Source organism: Pseudomonas monachiensis, assembly GCF_047345015.1.
Classification (GTDB): Bacteria; Pseudomonadota; Gammaproteobacteria; order Pseudomonadales; family Pseudomonadaceae; genus Aquipseudomonas; species Aquipseudomonas monachiensis.
The window spans coordinates 5,919,157-5,939,681 of the sequence record NZ_CP178857.1; the positions used below are offsets into that span (position 1 = coordinate 5,919,157).

The 20,525-nt window shown below is 61.2% G+C and carries 19 protein-coding genes, 1 other RNA gene and 1 pseudogene; 10 read left to right on the forward strand and 11 right to left on the reverse strand.

The window, feature by feature from the left end; translation table 11 throughout:
- Nucleotides 1–4 precede the first annotated feature (4 nt).
- On the forward strand, nucleotides 5–1,372 hold the full coding sequence (locus ACMDB8_RS26690; protein ID WP_056726408.1) for an inorganic triphosphatase: 1,368 nt from the start codon (nucleotides 5–7) through the stop codon (nucleotides 1,370–1,372).
- An 86-nt stretch (nucleotides 1,373–1,458) separates the two neighbouring features.
- Here the strand turns inward: ACMDB8_RS26690 and ACMDB8_RS26695 are convergent, their stop codons facing one another.
- Complete coding sequence (locus ACMDB8_RS26695) at nucleotides 1,459–1,929, reverse strand: Lrp/AsnC family transcriptional regulator (protein WP_056726407.1); 471 nt, start codon at nucleotides 1,927–1,929, stop codon at nucleotides 1,459–1,461.
- A 126-nt stretch (nucleotides 1,930–2,055) separates the two neighbouring features.
- Here ACMDB8_RS26695 and ACMDB8_RS26700 point away from each other — a divergent pair, with 126 nt between their 5' ends.
- From ACMDB8_RS26700 to ACMDB8_RS26720, 5 genes are all read left to right on the forward strand, one after another.
- Complete coding sequence (locus ACMDB8_RS26700) at nucleotides 2,056–2,394, forward strand: hypothetical protein (RefSeq protein WP_056726406.1); 339 nt, start codon at nucleotides 2,056–2,058, stop codon at nucleotides 2,392–2,394.
- 90 nt (nucleotides 2,395–2,484) lie between these two features.
- A complete protein-coding gene (locus ACMDB8_RS26705; RefSeq protein WP_056726405.1) occupies nucleotides 2,485–4,269 on the forward strand; it encodes a GspE/PulE family protein in 1,785 nt (594 codons plus the stop codon).
- A gap of 85 nt (nucleotides 4,270–4,354) precedes the next feature.
- On the forward strand, nucleotides 4,355–5,275 hold the full coding sequence (locus tag ACMDB8_RS26710; RefSeq protein WP_056726404.1) for an SPFH domain-containing protein: 921 nt from the start codon (nucleotides 4,355–4,357) through the stop codon (nucleotides 5,273–5,275).
- Nucleotides 5,276–5,283: 8 nt separating this feature from the next.
- Entirely contained in the window at nucleotides 5,284–5,733 is a 450-nt protein-coding gene (locus ACMDB8_RS26715; RefSeq protein ID WP_056726403.1) for an NfeD family protein, read from the forward strand.
- 68 nt (nucleotides 5,734–5,801) lie between these two features.
- Complete coding sequence (locus ACMDB8_RS26720) at nucleotides 5,802–6,119, forward strand: DUF2388 domain-containing protein (protein ID WP_056726402.1); 318 nt, start codon at nucleotides 5,802–5,804, stop codon at nucleotides 6,117–6,119.
- Between the two features lie 101 nt (nucleotides 6,120–6,220).
- Here ACMDB8_RS26720 and gcvP read toward each other — a convergent pair whose 3' ends face one another.
- The gene (gene gcvP, locus ACMDB8_RS26725; RefSeq protein ID WP_056726401.1) at nucleotides 6,221–9,094 is read right to left on the reverse strand and encodes an aminomethyl-transferring glycine dehydrogenase; all 2,874 of its coding nucleotides are present in this window, start codon (nucleotides 9,092–9,094) and stop codon (nucleotides 6,221–6,223) included.
- 153 nt (nucleotides 9,095–9,247) lie between these two features.
- Between gcvP and ACMDB8_RS26730 the strand changes: the two genes are divergently transcribed.
- Nucleotides 9,248–10,390 carry a DegT/DnrJ/EryC1/StrS family aminotransferase gene (locus ACMDB8_RS26730; protein ID WP_056726400.1) on the forward strand — a complete coding sequence of 381 codons (1,143 nt, stop codon included), beginning with the start codon at nucleotides 9,248–9,250 and terminating at the stop codon, nucleotides 10,388–10,390.
- Between the two features lie 53 nt (nucleotides 10,391–10,443).
- On the opposite strand, the gene gcvH is transcribed toward ACMDB8_RS26730, so the two are convergent.
- From gcvH to ACMDB8_RS26775, 9 genes and pseudogenes are all read right to left on the reverse strand, one after another.
- The gene (gcvH, locus tag ACMDB8_RS26735) at nucleotides 10,444–10,827 is read right to left on the reverse strand and encodes a glycine cleavage system protein GcvH (RefSeq protein ID WP_056726399.1); all 384 of its coding nucleotides are present in this window, start codon (nucleotides 10,825–10,827) and stop codon (nucleotides 10,444–10,446) included.
- Nucleotides 10,828–10,876: 49 nt separating this feature from the next.
- On the reverse strand, nucleotides 10,877–11,959 hold the full coding sequence (gcvT, locus tag ACMDB8_RS26740; RefSeq protein ID WP_056726398.1) for a glycine cleavage system aminomethyltransferase GcvT: 1,083 nt from the start codon (nucleotides 11,957–11,959) through the stop codon (nucleotides 10,877–10,879).
- A gap of 156 nt (nucleotides 11,960–12,115) precedes the next feature.
- Nucleotides 12,116–13,732 carry an ABC transporter permease gene (locus ACMDB8_RS26745; RefSeq protein WP_056726677.1) on the reverse strand — a complete coding sequence of 539 codons (1,617 nt, stop codon included), beginning with the start codon at nucleotides 13,730–13,732 and terminating at the stop codon, nucleotides 12,116–12,118.
- 138 nt (nucleotides 13,733–13,870) lie between these two features.
- On the reverse strand, nucleotides 13,871–14,875 hold the full coding sequence (locus tag ACMDB8_RS26750) for an extracellular solute-binding protein (RefSeq protein ID WP_056726397.1): 1,005 nt from the start codon (nucleotides 14,873–14,875) through the stop codon (nucleotides 13,871–13,873).
- A gap of 248 nt (nucleotides 14,876–15,123) precedes the next feature.
- Nucleotides 15,124–16,341, reverse strand: a complete 1,218-nt coding sequence (locus ACMDB8_RS26755; protein WP_177336486.1) for a 2-octaprenyl-3-methyl-6-methoxy-1,4-benzoquinol hydroxylase — start codon at nucleotides 16,339–16,341, stop codon at nucleotides 15,124–15,126.
- A gap of 9 nt (nucleotides 16,342–16,350) precedes the next feature.
- Nucleotides 16,351–16,437 (reverse strand): annotated as a pseudogene (locus ACMDB8_RS26760) (tetrameric acyl-CoA thioesterase); the annotation flags it as partial.
- Between the two features lie 58 nt (nucleotides 16,438–16,495).
- Nucleotides 16,496–17,683 (reverse strand): 2-octaprenyl-6-methoxyphenyl hydroxylase, encoded by a 1,188-nt coding sequence (gene ubiH, locus ACMDB8_RS26765; RefSeq protein WP_056726395.1) that lies wholly within the window; start codon nucleotides 17,681–17,683, stop codon nucleotides 16,496–16,498.
- Nucleotides 17,680–19,014 carry a Xaa-Pro aminopeptidase gene (gene pepP, locus ACMDB8_RS26770; protein WP_056726394.1) on the reverse strand — a complete coding sequence of 445 codons (1,335 nt, stop codon included), beginning with the start codon at nucleotides 19,012–19,014 and terminating at the stop codon, nucleotides 17,680–17,682. Before pepP ends, ubiH begins: the two co-directional genes overlap by 4 nt.
- 27 nt (nucleotides 19,015–19,041) lie before the next feature.
- Nucleotides 19,042–19,599 (reverse strand): YecA family protein, encoded by a 558-nt coding sequence (locus ACMDB8_RS26775; RefSeq protein ID WP_056726393.1) that lies wholly within the window; start codon nucleotides 19,597–19,599, stop codon nucleotides 19,042–19,044.
- 120 nt (nucleotides 19,600–19,719) lie between these two features.
- On the opposite strand from ACMDB8_RS26775, the gene ACMDB8_RS26780 reads away from it, so the two are divergent.
- The 3 genes from ACMDB8_RS26780 to ssrS all read left to right on the forward strand — a co-directional run bounded on the left by ACMDB8_RS26780 (nucleotide 19,720) and on the right by ssrS (nucleotide 20,452).
- Complete coding sequence (locus tag ACMDB8_RS26780) at nucleotides 19,720–19,929, forward strand: TIGR02449 family protein (RefSeq protein WP_007940359.1); 210 nt, start codon at nucleotides 19,720–19,722, stop codon at nucleotides 19,927–19,929.
- Nucleotides 19,926–20,243, forward strand: a complete 318-nt coding sequence (locus tag ACMDB8_RS26785; RefSeq protein ID WP_007982900.1) for a cell division protein ZapA — start codon at nucleotides 19,926–19,928, stop codon at nucleotides 20,241–20,243. The genes ACMDB8_RS26780 and ACMDB8_RS26785 overlap by 4 nt, the downstream gene beginning before the upstream one ends.
- 30 nt (nucleotides 20,244–20,273) lie before the next feature.
- A non-coding RNA gene (ssrS, locus tag ACMDB8_RS26790) (6S RNA) lies at nucleotides 20,274–20,452 on the forward strand.
- Nucleotides 20,453–20,525 lie beyond the last annotated feature (73 nt).

Below are 20,525 nucleotides of genomic sequence, written 5' to 3' on the forward strand. Positions count from 1 at the left end.
GGCCATGCAGAAAGAAACCGAAATCAAACTCCGCGTCAGCCGCGAAACCCTCGCCGCCCTGCGCGAGCACCCGTTACTGAAAAAACGCAACAAAAGTGGCTGGGAACGCCGTGAGTTGATGAATCAGTACTTCGACACGCCCGAGCGCGACCTGGCCCAGGCCAAAGTCGCCCTGCGCCTGCGCAAGGATGGCGAAGAAGTGATTCAGACCCTCAAGACCCGCGGCCAGAGCGTCGCCGGCTTGTCCGAGCGTAATGAATTCAACTGGCCCCTGCCCAAGGCCAAGCTCGACTTGAAGAAACTCGACGGCGAATGCTGGCCCGAGGAACTGGCCGAGCTGGACAAGAAGACCCTGAAGCCGATCTTCACCACCGACTTCGTCCGCGAATGCGCGGAAATCGCCTGGGGTCGCGGCAAGACCAAAGTGGTCATCGAAGCCGCGCTGGACCTGGGTCACGTCGTGGTCGGCAAGCAGAAAGAAGAAATCTGCGAGCTGGAACTGGAACTGCGCGAAGGCGAGCCGGCAGCCCTGCTGGAACTGGCCGCCGAGCTGGCCGAGAAACTGGCCCTGATGCCTTGCGACATCAGCAAGGCCGAGCGCGGTTATCGCCTGTACGACGCCCACAGCTATTCGTTGAGCCTGCCGGCGCCGCAGATCACCGCCGAAACGCCGCTGGACGACGCGTTCGCCGCGCTGAGCTGGCATTTGCTGGGCAGCAGCCAGCGTCTGGCCGAGCAGTATCGCTTCAATGGTCACTGGCGCCTGTTGCAGGACTGGGTCGAATGTCTCGCGGAAATGCGCGCGCTGATCAGCAGCCTGGGCCAGGCCGCTCCGCGTCAGTCGACCCACGACCTGCGTATCGCCCTTGATGCCTTGCTGGAAGACTGGCGCCCGCTGGTCCAGGCCGGCCTGGAAGATGAAGACGTGCGCAAAGCCGCGCCCGAGCAGTTCCTCGAAGAGCTCGAAGACCCGCGCTGGGGCCTGTTCTCCCTGACCAGCTCGCGCTGGCTGCTGGCCCGCACCTGGGCCGCCGACCGCAACACCCGTGGCAATCGCCAGGGCGCTGCGCAACTGGGCAGCTGGTTGCCGCGCCTTTTGGGCGAAGAGGCCACTTCGTTGCAATTGCAACGTTACCAGCAACAACCGGAAGACCTGGCCGAGCAACTGCCGCGCATCGAACGCATCCAGGTCTGGCTGCACCATGCGCGTAACGTGCTGGAGATCCCGGAAATGGATCGCCTCTACGGCGAGCTGAACAAACTGGCGCAACTGGCTAACGAATCGATCACCGACGAAGTCCTGGATGCGCGCAAGCAGCAGGCGATTGCGGTGTATCAGAACCGTGCCTGGAAAATGTTACTGCGCCTGTAATACCGAAAAGATCGCAGGCTTCGCCAGCTCCTACGGGTGTACTCCATCCGAATGTAGGAGCTGCCGCAGGCTGCGATCTTTTTGCTTTATCGCACCACCGGCAAACTGGTCGTCGACTTGATCTCCGACAACGCCACGATCGAATTCACCTCCTGAATCCCCGGCACCATCGACAGTTTCTCGAAAAAGAAACGCTCGTAGGCCTCGATGTCCGCCGTGACAATCCGCAGCAAGAAATCCACCGCCCCCATCAGCACGTAACACTCCAGCACCTCCGGAAAGCCGCGAATCGCCTCGGTGAATTCGGTGAAGTTCGAACGCCCGTGGGCATTGAGTTTCACCTCCGCGAAGATCTGCGTGTTCAGGCCGATTTTCTTGCGGTCGAGCAAGGTCACCTGAGCGCGAATGATGCCCTCCTCTTTCATCCGCTGAATCCGCCGCCAGCACGGCGATTGCGAGAGCCCCACCTGTTCGGCGATCTGTGCGCTGGAAAGCGAAGCATCCTCTTGCAGCAAGGCGAGGATCTTGCGGTCGTAGCTGTCCAGTTCGCTTTGCATAAAAAAACCCTTAATCGACTAACAAGTGAATTGATTTATTCTTCAATTCTGCAATACAGCCAATCATAGAGAAGAAATACCCGGCACAGGATGTAAACATTTCTCCAATGATTTTGGAGCCAGACCATGCCGTATCTCGAAGCCGTAAACACCCCACCTGCCCGTTCCGATGTCTGGAACGTCGGTAACGCCCATTGCCGGGTTCGCTATCAAATGCTGGCCGAGGCAGAACCGGACCTGCTGTGTCGTGCCCTCAATCTGTTCGCTTTGCAACTGCTCACCCCGGAACAGGTCAACGCACAGCGCCAGGACGACTGGCTGAACATCGAGATCGTCATCGACGGTTTGAGCTGGCACCGCGCGCAAGTGATTGCGGAAAAACTTCGTAACCTGATCAGCGTTTGCTCGGTGGAGCTGCAAGAAGCTGATTCCCCATGGGCCGAAGCGGCTCAAGCGGCGGGCTGAAAAACGCCGAAACGGCTTTGTCGGGTAGTGGCCCAGCTGTCAGCCGGGCCACGGCTATCCTTTGCGCACTGTCGTTCAAAAGGAGCCCGCATGTCCGTACATCTCGCCTTTCAGGACCGCTGGCTGGATCTCAATGACCTGCTGCGCGAACTGGTCGCCCAGAGCTTTATCAGTCAGGATTCGGCCGAACACGCGCTCAATGCCCGTCGCCGCAACGCCTCCCTTGGCCAGATGCATCCGCTGGAGTTCATTGCCAGCCAACAGCTGGACGATCTCAGCCGTCCCGGCAAACCGCTGGACCTCGAGAGCCTGACCTTGTGGCTATCCCGGCAGGCCGGCCAGCCTTACCTGCGCATCGACCCGTTGAAAATCAATGTCGCTGCCGTGACCCCGCTGATGTCCTATGCCTTCGCCCAGCGCCACAAGATCCTCGCGGTATCGATCGACCGCGAGGCGGTCACCGTGGCCAGCGCCCAACCTTATGTCAGCGGTTGGGAAGCTGACCTGACCCATGTGCTCAAGCTGCCGATCAAGCGCGTGGTGGCCAACCCGGTGGACATCCAGCGCTTCAGCGTCGAATTCTTCCGCCTGGCCAAATCGGTCACTGGGGCGAACAGCGCCGACCCGCAAGTCAGTACCCTCGGCAATTTCGAACAGTTACTCAACCTCGGCGCCAGCGACCAGGAGCCCGACGCCAACGACGCACACATCGTCAACATCGTCGACTGGCTGTTCCAGTACGCGTTCCAGCAGCGTGCCAGCGACATCCACATCGAGCCCCGGCGCGAGCAAGGCACGGTGCGTTTTCGCATCGACGGCGTGCTGCACAACGTCTATCAATTCCCGCCCCAGGTCACCATGGCCATCGTCAGTCGCCTGAAAACCCTGGGGCGCATGAACGTCGCGGAGAAACGCAAACCCCAGGACGGCCGGGTGAAAACCAAGACCCCGGACGGCGGAGAGGTCGAACTGCGCTTGTCGACACTGCCCACGGCCTTCGGCGAAAAAATGGTCATGCGGATCTTCGATCCGGAAGTATTGCTCAAGGACTTCGACCAGCTTGGTTTCTCCGCCGACGACCTGCGCCGCTGGCAAGACATGACCCGCCAGCCCCACGGCATCATCCTCGTCACCGGGCCGACGGGTTCGGGCAAGACCACCACCCTCTATACCACCCTGAAAAAACTGGCGACGCCGGAGGTCAACCTCTGCACCATTGAAGACCCGATCGAAATGATCGAGCCTGCGTTCAACCAGATGCAGGTCCAGCACAACATCGACCTGACCTTCGCCGCCGGCGTGCGCGCGCTGATGCGGCAAGATCCGGACATCATCATGATCGGCGAGATCCGCGACCTCGAAACTGCAGAGATGGCGATCCAGGCCGCGCTCACCGGGCACCTCGTGCTGTCGACCCTGCACACCAACGACGCACCCAGCGCCATCAGCCGCCTGCTGGAGCTCGGCGTGCCGCACTACCTGATCAAGGCCACGGTGCTTGGCGTCATGGCCCAGCGACTGGTGCGAACCCTGTGCTCGCACTGCAAGGCGCCGCTGACGCTGGGCGAAGACGACTGGCAAACCCTGACCCGCCCCTGGCAAGCACCCTTGCCGACCAATGCCCAGCGAGCCATCGGTTGCGTGGAGTGCCGCGACACCGGTTATCGCGGTCGCGCCGGGGTCTACGAAATCATGCAGTTAAGCGATGGCATCAAAGCGCTGATCAGTCCTGATACCGACCTGCTGGCCGTGCGGCGCCAGGCATTCAAGGAAGGCATGCGCAGCCTGCGGCTGTCAGGAGCGCAAAAAGTCGGCGCCGGGCTGACGACCATCGAGGAGGTTCTGCGCGTGACACCCCAGAGCGAGCAGAACTGAGACCCGGCTGTACTTATCCGGCATCGGCACAGCTACACTCCAGCGATTGAAACTCCACAGATCCACACATCAACAAGGAATCGTTATGCAGATCGGTAGTGTGCTTTTGCTTTTTGTCGGCCTGGTGGTCGCCATTCTGTTCATGGGTTTCAAGGTCGTGCCCCAGGGCTTTGAATGGACAGTCGAGCGTTTCGGTCGCTACACCAACACGCTCAAGCCGGGTTTGAACGTCATCATTCCGGTCATGGACCGCATCGGCCGCAAGATGAATGTGATGGAAAGCGTGCTGGATATTCCGCCGCAGGAAGTCATCACCGCCGACAACGCCACGGTGCAAATCGACGCCGTGTGCTTCTTCCAGGTGGTCAACACGGCCCAGGCGGCCTATGAGGTCAACAACCTCGAACACGCCATCCGCAACCTGCTGCAAACCAACATCCGCACCGTGCTCGGCTCGATGGAACTCGACGCCATGCTCAGCCAGCGTGACGGGATCAACGAAAAACTGCTGCGCACTGTCGACGAAGCGACCGCGCCGTGGGGCATCAAGATCACCCGGATCGAGATCAAGGACATCAGCCCACCCGCCGACCTGATGGCGGCGATGTCGGGGCAGATGAAAGCCGAACGGATCAAGCGTGCACAGATCCTCGAAGCCGAGGGCCTGCGCGCCGCAGCGATCCTGACCGCGGAAGGCAAGAAGCAGGCACAGATCCTCGAAGCCGAAGGCAGTCGCCAGGCCGCGTTCCTGGAATCCGAAGCCCGCGAGCGGCAAGCCGCGGCAGAAGCACAGGCGACCAAAGTGGTGTCCGAAGCCATCGCCAGCGGCAACGTGCAGGCGGTCAACTACTTCGTCGCGCAAAAGTACATCGATGCGCTGGGCAAGCTGGCTTCGGCCAACAACAGCAAGGTGATCCTGATGCCGCTGGAGGCCAGTTCGATGATTGGCGCGGTGGGCGGCATTGGCGAAATCGTCAAGGCCACTTTCGATAACAAGAAAGCCTGAGGCGCGCCATGTGGGCATTTTTGCAGCACCTTTCGTTCTGGGACTGGTTGGCGCTGGGCACGGTGCTGTTGATTCTCGAAGTGTTCGGCGCCGGCGGTTACCTGCTGTGGATCGGCATGGCTGCGGCCGCCGTGGGCGTCTTGACCTTCCTGCTGCCGGACCTGTCCTGGGAATGGCAGTTTCTGCTGTTCGGCCTGCTGTCGATCACCACCGCGTTGTACTGGTGGCGACGTCAGCGCACGGCGGCGCGCCCGAGCGATCAGCCGCACCTGAACCTGCGCGGTCAGGATCTGATCGGCAAAACCTTTGTGGTGCATGAAGCGATTGTCGACGGTCGCGGCAAAATCAAGGTGGCCGACGGCGTGTGGATGGCCCGAGGGCCGGATGCTGGCATTGGCAGTCGCGTGCGGGTGGTCGGCCAGCAAGGCGCGATCCTGCTGGTCGAAGCGGCGGATTAGGCGACCACGGAACTCGATTGGGGGTTGGCAATCCAACCGCGTAGTCAACCCAGTGGAGTCACCCTGTCATGCGTTTCAAACTTGCTGTCGCTACCGTCGCGCTGTTGTCTTTGCCTGTCGGTTCGGCGATGGCCGATACTTTTTGGCGTAACGTTCTCACCTCCGGCGCAACCACCGGTTCGAGCTATCTGACATCCAAGGATAACAAGCTGGTTGTCGCAGCCCAGGACGATGCCAGCAGCTTCGTCGCCAGTGATGGCAGTATCCGCGGCCCGTACCTGGAAGCGGCCATGCAGAAAGTCCGCGCCGACAACCCGGGCCTGCAAGCCACGGACATGGAGCTGGCAAACGCGATCCTGGCGAAGAATGCCGTGGCTTCGGAGTAAGCGTTGCGAATGAAAAATGCCGCTCATATGAGCGGCATTTTTTTTGCTTTGCGAACACAACCTCATGTTCACTGATACCCCTGTGGGAACAGCCTGAAATGTCAGCGGTAATCATCCACCGGCACACAGGCACAAAACAGGTTCCGGTCTCCATACACGTTGTCCACCCGGTTCACCACCGGCCAGTATTTGTGCGCCTTGGTGTGCGCGTCTGGCGTGACCGCTTGCACGATGCTGTATGGCCGCTCCCACACTCCGGTGATATCGGCCAACGTATGCGGCGCACCTTTCAACGGGTTTTCTTCAGCCGGCCAATTGCCGTTCTGCACCTCGTTGATTTCCGCGCGGATGCTCAGCATTGCCCCGATGAACCGGTCCAGCTCCGCCTTCGACTCACTTTCGGTCGGTTCAACCATCAGCGTCCCCGGCACCGGAAACGACATGGTCGGGGCATGGAAGCCGTAATCCATCAAGCGCTTGGCCACGTCCTCCTCGGTAATGCCGGTCAACGCCTTGAGCGGACGCAGGTCGAGGATGCATTCATGGGCCACCCGCTCGTTGCGCCCGGTGTAGAGCACAGGAAAGGCACCGGACAAATGCCGCGCCAGGTAATTCGCGGCGAGGATCGCCACTTCGCTGGCGTCCGCCAACTGCGGCCCCATCATCGCGATGTACATCCAGCTGATCGGCAGAATGCTTGCGCTGCCCCAGGGTGCTGCGCTGACGGCGCCATTTTGCGGAAGCGGGCCGTCGATCGGCACCACCGGATGGTTGGCCACGAACGGCGCCAGATGCGCCCGAACACCAATCGGCCCCATGCCCGGCCCACCGCCACCATGGGGAATGCAGAAGGTCTTGTGCAGATTCATGTGCGAGACATCGGCGCCAATATCTGCCGGTCGTGCCAACCCGACCTGAGCATTGAGGTTGGCGCCATCCATGTACACCTGCCCCCCGTGCTGGTGGATCACTTCACAGATTTCGCTGATTCCCTCCTCATACACGCCATGGGTCGAAGGATAGGTCGCCATCAGGCAGGCGAGTTTGTCTGCGGCCTGCGCGGCTTTTTCCTTGAGGTCATCCAGGTCAACGTTGCCCGCCTCGTCACACTCGACGATCACCACGCGCATCCCGGCCATCTGCGCCGACGCGGGATTGGTGCCATGAGCCGACGAAGGAATCAGGCAAATATCGCGGCCGCCCTGTTGCCGGCTCTCATTGTATTTGCGGATTGCCAGTAGCCCGGCGTATTCGCCCTGGGCACCGGAGTTGGGTTGCATGCAGATCGCGTCGAAACCGGTGATCGCACACAACCAGCGCTCCAGCTCCTCGATCATCAGTCCATAACCGGCGGCCTGTTCCTTGGGCACGAACGGGTGCAGGTTGGCGAACTGCGGCCAGGTAATCGGGATCATCTCGCTGGTGGCATTGAGCTTCATGGTGCAGGAGCCCAGCGGGATCATCGATTGATTGAGCGCCAGGTCCTTGTTTTCCAGTTGCTTGAGGTAGCGCAGCATCTCGGTTTCGCTGTGATGGGCGCTGAACACGGGATGGCGCAGATAAGGCGAAGTTCGCACCAGCCCTTCGGGAATACCGCCAGGCAAGACCTCGGCATCCAGGTCATCGACGCTGAACCCGTGATCGGCCCCCAGGAACACATCGAACAGCTTCGCCACGGTGCCTTCGTCACAGGTCTCGTCAAGGCTCAAGCCCAGTTGGCCGCGCCCGAGAATGCGCAGGTTGATCTGTGCGGCCCGGGCACTTTCGATGATCGCGGTCTGGGCTCCGCCGACTTCCAGCGTCAGGGTGTCGAAGAAGTGCCGGTTGATCCGGGTGATACCGTTGCGCTCAAGCCCGGCGGCCAGGATGCAGGTCAGCCGATGAACCCGCTGGGCGATCCGCTTGAGCCCTTCGGGGCCGTGGTAGACCGCATAGAAACTGGCGATATTGGCCAGCAGCACCTGGGCCGTGCAGATGTTGGAGTTGGCCTTCTCCCGGCGGATGTGTTGCTCGCGGGTTTGCAGGGCCATGCGCAAGGCGGTGTTGCCCCGCGCATCTTTCGAAACACCGATGATCCGCCCGGGAATTGCCCGTTTGTATTCATCGCGGCTGGCAAAAAATGCCGCGTGAGGCCCGCCGTAGCCCATGGGCACGCCAAATCGCTGGGACGAACCGAACACCACATCGGCACCCAGTTCACCTGGCGGGGTCAGCATCAACAGGCTCAGCAAATCCGTGGCGACGCAGGCCAGGGCCTGTTGCGCGTGCAGGTGATCGATCAGCGGCCGCAGGTCGTGGATTTCACCGTGGGTGTCGGGGTATTGCAGCAATGCGCCGAACACCTGGTGCTGCTTCAAGTTATCCACAGCGTCGACGATCAGCTCGAAGCCGAAACCTTCAGCACGGGTCTGCACCACGGAAATGGTTTGCGGGTGGCAGTTTTCGTCGACAAAGAACAGGTTGCTTTTGGACTTGGCGACCCGCTTGGCCAGGGCCATGGCCTCCGCCGCGGCGGTGGCCTCATCAAGCAGTGAGGCATTGGCCAGCTCCAGGCCGGTCAGGTCAATGGTCAGTTGCTGGAAGTTAAGCAGCGCTTCGAGCCGCCCTTGGGCGATCTCAGGTTGATAAGGGGTGTACGCGGTGTACCAGCCGGGATTTTCCAGCACGTTGCGCAGAATGACGGCCGGTGTGAGGGTGCCGTGGTAGCCCATGCCGATCAGGCTGGTCCAGACCTGGTTCTGTTCGGCATAACCGCGCAGCTTGGCCAGCGCGGCCTCTTCATCGAGTGCCGGGGGCAGATCCAGCGCCCGGTTGAGACGGATGCCCGGCGGCACCGTCTGCTCGATCAATTCGACCCGACTGCCCAGGCCGAGGCTGTCGAGCATCGCCTGCTGCTCGGCGGCATCGGGCCCGAGGTGGCGGCGCAGAAAGGCATTGGGGTCGCGTAACTGGCTCAGGGACGGCAACTGGGACATGACGGGCTCTCTCTTGACTGGCGCTCAGCGTCGATGCAACACGGTCAAACCAGCATAGCAGTCGATCTCCCGGTGGATGGCGTGGCGCGCTCGAGCAATCCGGATCATCATGTCCGCCGCCTGCCCAATGTCCGCTGATCGGTGACTGTATCCATGAGCCAACTGCCTTTCCTGCCGTTTTCCAAACCTACTATCGATGAAGCCACGATTGCCGCCGTCGGCGACGTATTGCGCTCGGGCTGGATCACCAGCGGCCCCAAGGTCCAGGCCTTCGAAGCTCAACTCTCGGAGTATTTTGGCGGGCGCCCGGTGCGCACCTTCAACTCCGGCACCTGCACCATGGAAATCGCCTTGCGGATTGCCGGGGTCGGGCCGGGCGATGAAGTGATCACCACGCCGATTTCCTGGGTGGCCACCGCCAACGTCATCCTGGAAGTCGGCGCCACCCCGGTGTTTGCCGACATCGACCCGATGACCCGCAATATCGATCTCGATCAACTGGAAGCGGCGATTACCCCCCGCACCAAAGCCATCATCCCGGTGTACCTCGCCGGGTTGCCGGTGGACATGACACGTTTGTACGCCCTGGCGAAAAAGCACGGCCTGCGGATCGTGGAGGATGCAGCCCAGGCGCTGGGCTCCAGCTGGAACGGCCAACGCATTGGTTCGACGGGGGACTTCGTGTCCTTCAGTTTCCAGGCGAACAAAAACGTCACCTCCTCCGAGGGCGGTTGCCTGGTGCTGAATACGGCCGAAGAAGTACGACTGGCGGAGAAATACCGGTTGCAGGGCGTTACCCGCAACGGCTTCGATGGCCTGGATGTCGACTTGCTGGGTGGCAAGTTCAACATGACCGACGTCGCCGCAGCCATTGGCCTGGGGCAATTTGCTCATATCGAAGCCATCACCGCTCATCGCCGTGACCTGGCCCGGCACTATTTCGCCTGTTTTGGCGAGGATTTCGAAGCGCAGTACGGAGCGCAACTGCCGCCAGCGGATTTCGAGAACAGTAACTGGCATCTGTTCCAGCTGGTATTACCGGAACGCACGGATGGCAAACCGGCGCGGGCGACTTTCATGGAGCAGATGCAGGCATTGGGTGTCGGGATCGGCTATCACTACCCACCGATTCACCTGTTGAGCCTGTACCGCGAGTGCGGCTTCAAGGAGGGCATGTTCCCGGTCGCTGAGCAGGTCGGTCGGCTGATTGTCTCGCTGCCGATGTTCACGGCGATGAGCAAAGCCGATGTCGAGCGTTCGGTGGCGGCGGTGAAAGCGGTTTTGCGCGACGCCTGAGCCCGCAATGAAAAAGCCCCGACGGATCGGGGCTTTGGGATGTTGCGTCAGGCTTATTCGCCGATGGCAGCCTTGTAGCCGGCGGCATCCAGCAGCTTTTCCAGCTCTGCCTTGTCGCTTGGCTTGAGCTTGAAGATCCACGCGCCGTACGGGTCGGTGTTGAGCAACTCTGGCGAACCACCCAGTTCTTCGTTGATCGCAATCACTTCGCCGCTGATCGGAGCGTAAATGTCGGAAGCGGCTTTAACCGACTCCACCACACCAGATTGATCGCCAGCGCTGAAGACTTTACCAACTTCAGTCAGCTCGACGAACACCACATCACCCAGCGCTTCCTGCGCGTGATCGCTGATGCCCACGGTGACGGTGCCATCGGCTTCCAGACGTGCCCATTCGTGACTTTCGGCAAAACGCAGGTCGGCAGGGATATTGCTCATGTTCTGTGTCCTCAGGAAATTGTCAGCGGTCGTTAACCGCTGGAAAAGATTAGATCAAGGTTTTGCCGTGGCGTACGAAGGTCGGCTTGACCACCCGGACCGGGTACCACTTGCCACGGATTTCCACTTCAGCGCGGTCGGCTGTTGCCATCGGCACGCGCGCCAGTGCAATCGACTTGCTTAGCGTAGGAGAGAAACTACCACTGGTGATCTCCCCTTCGCCAACATCAGCGATACGAACCACCTGATGAGCACGCAAAACACCGCGCTCCTCAAGGACCAGCCCTACCAGTTTGTGCTGTATGCCGGCGGCCTGCTCGGCTTCCAGCGCCTTGCGCCCGATGAACTTCCGGGTGGCGGGCTCCCAGGCAATGCTCCAGGCCATATTGGAGGCCAAGGGTGAAATATCCTGCTGGATGTCCTGACCATAAAGGTTCATGCCGGCTTCGACCCGCAAGGTATCCCGCGCGCCAAGGCCGATGGGAGAAATCCCGGCACCGACCAGATCGTTGAAAAAGCCTGGCGCCTGATCGGCCGGCAGAATGATTTCCAGGCCGTCTTCGCCGGTATAACCGGTGCGCGCGATGAACCAGTCACCATCGGACAGGCCTTCGAAGGGCTTGAGGAGCTGGATCAGGTTGCCGCGGGACTGGCTGACCAGTTCGGCAATTTTCTGCCGGGCGTGAGGGCCCTGGATGGCCAGCATCGCCAATTCGGAACGCTCGCGAAGTTGCACGTCGAAACCGTCGAGATGCGCTTGCATCCAGGCCATGTCCTGATCGCGGGTGGAGGCGTTGACCACCAGGCGATAACCCTCATCGAGACGGTAGACGATCATGTCATCGACGATCCCGCCCTGCTCGTTGAGCATGGTGCTGTACAAAGCACGGCCGGGGCTGTGCAGGCGTTCGACATCATTGGCCAGCAAATGCCGGAGCCAGGCTTTGGCCTGGGTGCCGCCGACATCAATTACGGTCATGTGGGATACATCGAAGACACCGCAATCGCGGCGCACCTGATGGTGCTCCTCGACCTGCGATCCATAATGCAGAGGCATGTCCCAACCGCCAAAATCGACCATCTTCGCGCCGAGTGCGAGATGAAGGTCATACAGAGGCGTACGCTGTCCCATGGGTTTCTCCTTCCGGGCGTGGCGAAGGCGCGGGCAGGTGCTGCACGGACTGAATGCCTTGAAACAAAGGGCCTTCAGCCGATTTCAGCTACCTGGTCTGTCAGACTGACCGCACCGAATGCCGCGCATTGTAGCCGCAAGGTGTAGGACTGACACCTAGCTGTTTCGATGCGCCGAGCGCCGGATCAATCCGATGACCGGCAACAGCCCGACCAGCACCAGGGTCAAGGCCGGCAAAGACGCCCGCGCCCATTCGCCTTCGCTGGTCATTTCGAAGATTCGCACTGCCAGCGTGTCCCAACCAAACGGGCGCATCAGCAAGGTCGCGGGCATTTCCTTGAGCACGTCGACGAACACCAGCAGCGCGGCGCTCAACGTGCCGGGTAGCAATAATGGCAGATACACTTTGAAAAACAGTCGTGGCCCACTGACGCCAAGGCTACGTGCCGCTTCGGGCAAAGATGGCCTTATACGCGCCAGGCTGCTTTCCAGCGGACCGTAGGCCACCGCAATGAAACGCACCAGATAGGCCAGCAGCAACGCCGACAGGCTGCCCAGCAGCAGTGGCTTGCCCGCGCCACCGAGCCAGCTCGAGAACGGGATCACCAGCTCGCGATCCAGGTAACTGAACGCCAGCATGATCGACACCGCCAGCACCGAACCAGGCAAGGCATAACCCAGATTGGCCAGACTGATCCCGGAACGAATGACCCGGGTGGGTGCCAGTCGTCGGGCAAACGCCAGTAACAAGGCGACGCTGACGGTGATCAACGCCGCCATCGCCCCCAGGTACAAGGTATGGACGATCAACCCGGTGTAGCGCTCGTCGAGATCGAAGCGCCCGCGCAACCAGAACCACACCGCCAATTGCAGCATCGGGATAACGAAGGCGCAGGCGAACACCAGACCGCACCACGTCGTGGCCGCCAGTGCCTTGATGCCTCGCAGGTGATACAGCGCCTTGACCCGTGGTCGCTCGTTGCTCGCCCGGTTGGCCCCACGGGCACGCCGTTCGCCGTAGAGCACGAGCATCACCACCAGCAGTAACAGGCTGGCCAGTTGCGCGGCGGACGACAGGCTGAAAAAACCGTACCAGGTCTTGTAGATGGCCGTGGTGAAGGTATCGAAGTTGAACACCGACACGGCGCCGAAGTCCGCCAGGGTTTCCATCAACGCCAATGCCACGCCCGCACCGATGGCTGGTCGCGCCATGGGCAACGCCACCCGCCAGAACGCTTGCCAGGGCGACTGGCCAAGGACTCGCGCGGCTTCCATCAGACCCTTGCCCTGGGCGAGGAAGGCGGTGCGCGCCAGCAGATAGACATAGGGATAGAAAACCAGCACCAGCACCACAATCACCCCACCCGTGGAGCGCACGCGCGGCAGCCGCAGACCACTGCCAAACCACTCGCGCAGCAGGGTTTGCACGGGGCCGGCGAAATCCAGCAGGCCAACGAAGACGAAGGCCAACACATAGGCAGGGATCGCGAAGGGCAGCATCAGCGCCCAGTCCAGCCAGCGCCGGCCGGGGAATTCGCAAAGGCTGGTGAGCCAGGCCAGGCTGACACCCAGGGCGGTCACGCCGACACCGACGCCTAGCACCAGGGTCAGTGTATTGCCCAGCAACCGCGGCATCTGTGTGTCCCAGAGATGGGACCAGATCTGTTGATCGATGGTTTGCCAGGAAAGCAGCAGGACGCTCAGGGGCAACAGGACCAGCGCAGCGATGGCGAAGACGACGGGATACCAGCGGCGCTGGGCGGGATGGGCCAAGGAAAATCTCTCGCGAAATTTTGAAGTGTAGAGAAAACGCAAAAAGATCGCAGCCTCCGGCAGCTCCTGCATTGGGTTGGTGATCACCCTGTAGGAGCTGCCGGAGGCTGCGATCTTTTGACCTTTAAAACAGCAGGCTCAGTTCCAGCCAGCCTTGTCCATCAGGCGAATCGCCTCGGCCTGGCGCTTGCCGGCGATTTCCACAGGCAAGGTATCAGCGATGAACTTGCCCCACGCGGCGACTTCAGCCGATGGCTGCACGGCCGGGTTCGCCGGGAACTCCTGGTTCACGTCGGCAAAGATTTTCTGCGCTTCAGGAGTGGTCATCCACTCCACCAGGGCCTTGGCCGCTTCCGGGTGTGGCGCGTGTTGTGTCAGGCCGATACCCGACAGGTTGATGTGTACGCCACGGTCAGCCTGGTTCGGCCAGAACAGCTTCACCGGCAGGTCTGGCTTCTGCTTGTGCAGGCGGCCGTAGTAGTAGGTGTTGACGATACCGACGTCGCACTGGCCGGCGTTGATCGCTTCCAGCACGGCGGTGTCGTCGGAGAACACGTCAGTGGACAGGTTCCTGACCCAGCCCTTGAGGATTTCCTCGGTCTTCCCGGCGCCGTGCACTTCGATCATGGTCGCGGTCAGGGACTGGTTGTAGACCTTCTTCGCCGTGCGCAGGCACAGGCGGCCTTCCCATTGCTTGTCGGCCAGCGCTTCGTAGGTGGTCAGTTCACCCGGCTTCACCCGATCAGTGGAGTAGGCGATGGTCCGCGCCCGCAGGCTCAGGCCGGTCCAGGCATGGGAGGCAGCCCGGTATTGCAGGGGAATATTGGTGTCGATGGTTTTCGAGGTGAACGGCTGGAGGATGCCCATCTGCTCGGCTTGCCAGAGGTTACCGGCATCGACGGTCAGCAGCAGGTCGGCCGGCGTATTCGCGCCCTCGGCCTTGAGCCGCTGCATCAGCGGCGCTTCCTTGTCGGTGATGAACTTCACTTTCACGCCGGTCTTGGCGGTGTAGGCATCGAATACTGGCTTGATCAGCTCGTCGATTCGCGAGGAGTAGACCACCACTTCGTCAGCGGCCTGGGCGGCGGTGCTGCCGATCAGGGTCAAGGCCAGTGCAGTCAGTAGACGCTTCGGTGCCAACATGGGAGCGGTCTCTCGATTGAAAAATGAGGACAAATGATAAGGACTCACATTTAGCTTCTCAATCGAAGCTGGCCGTGGAGGAGTTACCAGATGTTGCTTGAGCTGGAATATGAGGTGACTGAAATGCCGCCATCGCGAGCAAGCTTGCTCCCACAGGGTTCTCCAGCGTTCACACAAATTGCATTAACACCTGAATTCCTGTTAGAGCGAGCTTGCTCGCGATGAGGCCATAAGCCTCAACGAAAATCTCAGAGTTTGGCGAGTGCCGGCAAATCCCCGGTCAACCCCAGCGCTTCACGCACGAACAACGCCTTGGCTTCCGGCATCTTCTCCACAATTTTCAACCCGGTATTACGCAACCAGCGCACCGGCAACGGATCGGCCTGGAACAAGCGCTCGAAGCCTTCCATCGCCGCCATCAGCGCCAGGTTGTGGGGCATGCGCCGACGTTCGTAACGGCTGAGGACCTTCACATCCGCCAGGCGTTCGCCACGTGTTGTCGCTTGCAGCAACACTTCGGCCAGCACGGCGGCATCAAGGAACCCGAGATTCACCCCCTGCCCGGCCAACGGGTGAATGGTGTGGGCCGCGTCGCCGATCAATGCCAGGCCTTCAGCCACATAACGCTTGGCATGCCGCTGGCGCAGAGGCACACACAGGCGCGGGTCAGCGCTAAGCACCTCGCCGAGCCGACCTTCAAAGGCCCGCTCCAGCTCCTTGCGGAAACCTTGTTCATCCATCGCCATCAGGCGTTCGGCTTCGCCGGGTGTGGTCGACCAGACGATCGAACACCAATCCTGTTGGCCGTCGCGCTCAAGGGGCAGAAACGCCAACGGACCGTTATCGGTGAAGCGCTGCCAGGCCGTCATCTGATGCGGCCTGGCGCAACGCACGCTGGTAACGATGGCATGGTGCAGATAATCCCATTCGCGGGTCGCCACACCGGCCAGGCGTCGCACCGCCGAGTTGGCGCCATCCGCCGCGATCACCAGCGGCGCGCGCAGGGTGCGGCCGTCGGCCAGGGTCAGCAGCCAATCATCGCCGGAGCGGCGCATCTGCTCCAGGCGAGCATTGGCCAGCAACCCCAGGTCGCATTCGTGCAGGCGCTCGAGCAAGGCATCCTGCACCACGCGGTTCTCGACTATATGTCCCAGTACCTCGGCATGCACGCTGGTCGCCGAGAAGTGGATTTGCCCGGTGCCGCTGCCATCCCAGACCTGCATGTCGGTGTAGGGGCTGCTGCGCCGCCCGGCGATGCCGTCCCACACACCCAGGCGCTCGAGAATCCGCTGGCTGGCGGCCGACAAGGCGCTCACCCGCGGTTCAAACGCAGCCTGAGCGTTGAACGGTTTGACGCTCATGGGGCTGCCGTCCAGCAGCAGGACTTCCAGCCCGCTGTCCTGCAACGCCAGCGCCAGGGCGCTGCCGACCATTCCGGCCCCGACAATCAGCAGATCTGCGCGCATTTCCATGCTTTAAGCCTGTCTCTCTTGCGGCTTGAGCCGCACGTAAAGGGTTTTCCCGACCCGCGCCACCCAGTGGCAAGAGCCGTCATGAATGCCGAACCTGCAGGCAGGTATTTTTATCGATCGTGCCTTGCCGAATCCGCGGATCAGCCAGTCACGCATCCGGTCGCGTACCCAACCCCATCGCCTGCCGGGCAAACCAGCGTTTGGCCGGTGGCAGCAGATCCAGGCCGAGCAAGCCGATGTTGCGCCCCAGGGACACCAGCGGCTGGGTGCTGCCAAACAGGCGCGTAACCTGATCGGAGAAACCCACGGTGAGGTCCTGATCGAGTCGCTGGCGTTCGCGATAGGCCTGCAACGTGGCGAAGTCGCCCAAAGGGTTTTCGCTGGCGAGCAAGGCATCGGCCAAAGCCTGGGCATCGCGCAGGGACAGGTTGAACCCTTGGCCGGCGATCGGATGCAGGCTGTGCGCTGCGTTGCCGAGAATCGCCAGATGCGGGCGCACCTGTTCTTCAGCCTCGACCAGCGTCAGTGGATACAGATGCCGCGCACCCACCTGCTTCAATGTGCCGAGGCGATAACCGAACACACCCTGCAACTCGCTGAGGAAGCTGCGCTCATCCAGGGCCGCCAGGCGTTGCGCGTCCATGCCCAGGCGGGTCCAGACCAGTGCGCAGCGATTATCCGGAAGCGGCAGCAACGCCATCGGGCCTTCGTCGGTGAAACGCTCGAAGGCCATGCCGTTGTGGGCTTCACTCGGGGTGATGTTGGCGATCAGCGCGCTCTGGTTGTACGGACGCTTGCGGATACCGATCCCCAACTGCTCGCGCAAGCCGGAGCGGCCGCCATCGGCGAGCACCGCGAGGTCGCATTCCAGGGTGGTTTCATCATTCAGGGTCAGGCGATAGCCATCGACCAGCGGCTCCATGCGGGTGACTTCCGCCGGGCAGCGCCAACTGATCACGTCCTTGTCCAGGCCTTGCCACAGGCATTGGCCGAGCCAGGCGTTTTCAACGACATAACCCAGCGCTGGAACACCCTCTTCCATCGCCGACAGCCGCGCCGTCGAGAACCGACCACGGTCGGAAACATGAATCTGCTTGATCGGCTCGGCGCGGCGCGAGACTTCCTGCCAGACGCCCAGCCGTTGATAGATCTGCCGCGAGCCGAAGGACAACGCCGAGGAACGGGCATCGTAACTCGGTTGATAGCTGTCGCCAGGGGCGAACGGTTCGATCAACACGATCTTCCAGCCCCGGGCCTTGGCCCCGGCCTGAAGCGCCAGCGCCAGGCTTGCACCGACCAGCCCGCCACCAATGATTGCCAGGTTGACTCGACTCATGCTGCCTGTGTCCGCGCGGCGGCCATCAGGGCCTCGATCTCGGCAACGGTTTTCGGCACGCCGTTCGTCAATATTTCACAGCCGGTTTTGGTGACCACTACGTCGTCCTCGATGCGCACGCCAATGCCACGCCATTTCTTCGCAACATTCTGGTTGTCCGGGGCGATATAGATCCCCGGCTCCACGGTCAGCGCCATGCCGACTTCCAGCACGCGCCACTCGCCGCCGACCTTGTATTCGCCGACGTCATGCACATCCATGCCCAACCAATGGCCGGCGCGGTGCATGTAAAACGCCTTGTAGGCTTCGCTGGCGATCAGTTCATCAACGTCGCCCCGCAGCAGGCCCAGTTTGACCAGCCCGGCGGTAATGACCCGGACCGTTGCTTCGTGTGCCTGATTCCAGTGCTTGTTCGGGGCGATTTCGGCAAAGGCGGCTTCCTGGGAAGCCAGCACCAATTCGTAAATCGCTTTCTGTTCCGCAGAATACTTACCGCTGACCGGAAAGGTCCGGGTGATGTCACTGGCGTAGCAGTCGATCTCGCAACCGGCGTCGATCAGCACCATATCCCCATCCTTGAGCAACGCGTCATTCTGCTGGTAATGCAGGATGCAGCTGTTACGCCCCGCCGCGACGATCGACCCGTAGGCTGGCATCTTCGCCCCGCCCTTGCGAAATTCGTAATCGAGCTCGGCTTCCAGGCTGAATTCGTGCAACCCGGCGCGACAGGCCTGCATGGCCCGTACATGCGCCTGGGCGGAAATCCGCGCCGCCTCGCGCATCACTTTCACTTCTGCCGCCGATTTATACAGGCGCATGTCGTGCAGCAGATGATCCAGGGCAACGAATTCGTTCGGCGGCTGGGCACCGAGGTTGGCCTTGGAGCGGATCACGTTGATCCACTCCATCAGGTGGCGATCGAATTCGGGGTTGCTGCCCATCGCCGAATACACCCGGTCACGGCCTTCGATCAGGCCTGGCAGGATGTCGTCGATATCAGTGATTGGAAAGGCGTCGTCGGCGCCGAAGTCGCGAATTGCGCCTTCCTGCCCGGCACGCAGGCCATCCCACAGCTCGCGCTCGGCATTGCGTTCGCGGCAGAACAGGATGTATTCGCCATGCACGCGCCCCGGCATCAGCACCAGTACGGCCTGAGGCTCGGGAAAACCGCTGAGGTACTGGAAGTCGCTGTCCTGGCGGTAGACGTGCTCGACGTCGCGGTTACGAATTGCGACCGCGGCGGCGGGCAGGATGGCGATGCTGTTGGGTTCCATCTGCGCCATCAGGGCCTTGCGGCGACGGCTGTATTCCGATTTCGGGATATGAATCATGGGCAGATGGTTTTCCCTGTCTTACGATTAGTGCAAAGACGGTTTGGCAGCGACCTGCACGTCTTTTTTGGTCTCGGAGAACAGCAGCAGCGGTGCGACGCGCAGGTACTCCATGACTTCCATGTAGTCGTTTTCGCCGTCGTCGGACTCTTCCAGGGCATCTTGCACCTGGGAAATGGCCGCCAGATCCTGCAACACCTCGGTGGCCTCGGTGCTCAGGGCGCTGCTGTCACGGCAGTTCAAGCCAAAGCCACTGAGGAAGCCCTGGCACCACTCGCCCAGTGCAGCGGCACGCTCGGTGAGCGGGGCGTCGTCAGTCGGCAGCAGCAGAACGACGGTCACGTCATCGCCGGTGAGTTCGCCTTTTACCATCTCTTGCAGGCCGGTCAGGGCGTTGCGAACGTTGTCCTGCGGCTCGCTTTCGAGCAGTTCAGCGGCGTCGATCAGCCAGCCTTCGGCGTCGAAACCGGCGCCGGCGCAGCTGCGGCCGAGCAACAGCCCGTGCAGTTCAGCGGGCGAGACGTTGTGACCGCTGGAAGTCAGCAGGGTGGCGAAGGCTTGGTACGGGGAATTCTGAATGGTCATGGGCAGCTAGGCGCCAGACGGCGCTATGTCTAGAATGAAGGCCTTGTATCCTACATCGACAGACTCGCCAAGACTATTAAAGGCTGTCCGCCAGCTACCCCGTCAGACACAGTGGACAATATGGAAGACACCGACCTGCAAGCGCTGATGGCCAGACTCGAGCTGCTGATTACCCGAGTCGAGCAACTTAAGAGTCAAAACGCACTCTTACTAGCTCAGGAAAAGACCTGGCGCGAGGAACGCGCGCACCTCATTGAAAAAAACGAAATCGCCCGGCGTAAGGTCGAATCGATGATTTCGCGCCTCAAGGCCCTGGAGCAAGACTCATGAGTTCAAGCAATAGCGTCACCGTGCAGATCCTCGACAAAGAGTATTCGATCATCTGCCCTCAGGAAGAGCGCAGCAACCTGGTCAGCGCAGCCCGTTATCTGGACGGCAAGATGCGCGAGATCCGCAGCAGCGGCAAGGTCATCGGTGCCGACCGTATCGCCGTGATGGCCGCGCTGAACATCACCCACGACTTGCTGCACAAGGAAGAACGCCCGGATATCCAGGCCAGCGGATCGACCCGCGAACAGGTGCGTGACCTGCTCGATCGCGTCGATCTGGCGCTCGCCACCGATCCGGACGTCACCAAAGGCTGATTCGCGCCGCCGCTTGCGGTATAATCCCCTAACTCCCTGGGGTGCTTGCCAGTTGGCGATGTCCCTGAGCCGATTTGCTATACCCTGGAGGTTGCACGTTGGGCTGGTGTGCATGTCCGCTAGACGGAAAGCCTTAAAGCCTACTGCATCTTCCACCTTGAACTTTCGGGTTCAAGGGCTAAGTCGACAGCGGCACATTCGGGGAGCCTGATTTCAGTCCAATGCCGGTTTTGATACCGGCATTGGCGTTTTTACGGGTACGCTTCACGTATCCGCATTGTT

What these genes read in the sequence shown, in the direction of transcription:
- ACMDB8_RS26690 (WP_056726408.1), top strand. Translation starts at nt 5, where the DNA reads ATGCAGAAAGAAACCGAAATCAAACTCCGCGTCAGCCGCGAAACCCTC.
- ACMDB8_RS26695 (WP_056726407.1), bottom strand. Translation starts at nt 1,929, where the DNA reads ATGCAAAGCGAACTGGACAGCTACGACCGCAAGATCCTCGCCTTGCTG.
- ACMDB8_RS26700 (WP_056726406.1), top strand. Translation starts at nt 2,056, where the DNA reads ATGCCGTATCTCGAAGCCGTAAACACCCCACCTGCCCGTTCCGATGTC.
- ACMDB8_RS26705 (WP_056726405.1), top strand. Translation starts at nt 2,485, where the DNA reads ATGTCCGTACATCTCGCCTTTCAGGACCGCTGGCTGGATCTCAATGAC.
- ACMDB8_RS26710 (WP_056726404.1), top strand. Translation starts at nt 4,355, where the DNA reads ATGCAGATCGGTAGTGTGCTTTTGCTTTTTGTCGGCCTGGTGGTCGCC.
- ACMDB8_RS26715 (WP_056726403.1), top strand. Translation starts at nt 5,284, where the DNA reads ATGTGGGCATTTTTGCAGCACCTTTCGTTCTGGGACTGGTTGGCGCTG.
- ACMDB8_RS26720 (WP_056726402.1), top strand. Translation starts at nt 5,802, where the DNA reads ATGCGTTTCAAACTTGCTGTCGCTACCGTCGCGCTGTTGTCTTTGCCT.
- gcvP (WP_056726401.1), bottom strand. Translation starts at nt 9,094, where the DNA reads ATGTCCCAGTTGCCGTCCCTGAGCCAGTTACGCGACCCCAATGCCTTT.
- ACMDB8_RS26730 (WP_056726400.1), top strand. Translation starts at nt 9,248, where the DNA reads ATGAGCCAACTGCCTTTCCTGCCGTTTTCCAAACCTACTATCGATGAA.
- gcvH (WP_056726399.1), bottom strand. Translation starts at nt 10,827, where the DNA reads ATGAGCAATATCCCTGCCGACCTGCGTTTTGCCGAAAGTCACGAATGG.
- gcvT (WP_056726398.1), bottom strand. Translation starts at nt 11,959, where the DNA reads ATGGGACAGCGTACGCCTCTGTATGACCTTCATCTCGCACTCGGCGCG.
- ACMDB8_RS26750 (WP_056726397.1), bottom strand. Translation starts at nt 14,875, where the DNA reads ATGTTGGCACCGAAGCGTCTACTGACTGCACTGGCCTTGACCCTGATC.
- ACMDB8_RS26755 (WP_177336486.1), bottom strand. Translation starts at nt 16,341, where the DNA reads ATGCGCGCAGATCTGCTGATTGTCGGGGCCGGAATGGTCGGCAGCGCC.
- ubiH (WP_056726395.1), bottom strand. Translation starts at nt 17,683, where the DNA reads ATGAGTCGAGTCAACCTGGCAATCATTGGTGGCGGGCTGGTCGGTGCA.
- pepP (WP_056726394.1), bottom strand. Translation starts at nt 19,014, where the DNA reads ATGATTCATATCCCGAAATCGGAATACAGCCGTCGCCGCAAGGCCCTG.
- ACMDB8_RS26775 (WP_056726393.1), bottom strand. Translation starts at nt 19,599, where the DNA reads ATGACCATTCAGAATTCCCCGTACCAAGCCTTCGCCACCCTGCTGACT.
- ACMDB8_RS26780 (WP_007940359.1), top strand. Translation starts at nt 19,720, where the DNA reads ATGGAAGACACCGACCTGCAAGCGCTGATGGCCAGACTCGAGCTGCTG.
- ACMDB8_RS26785 (WP_007982900.1), top strand. Translation starts at nt 19,926, where the DNA reads ATGAGTTCAAGCAATAGCGTCACCGTGCAGATCCTCGACAAAGAGTAT.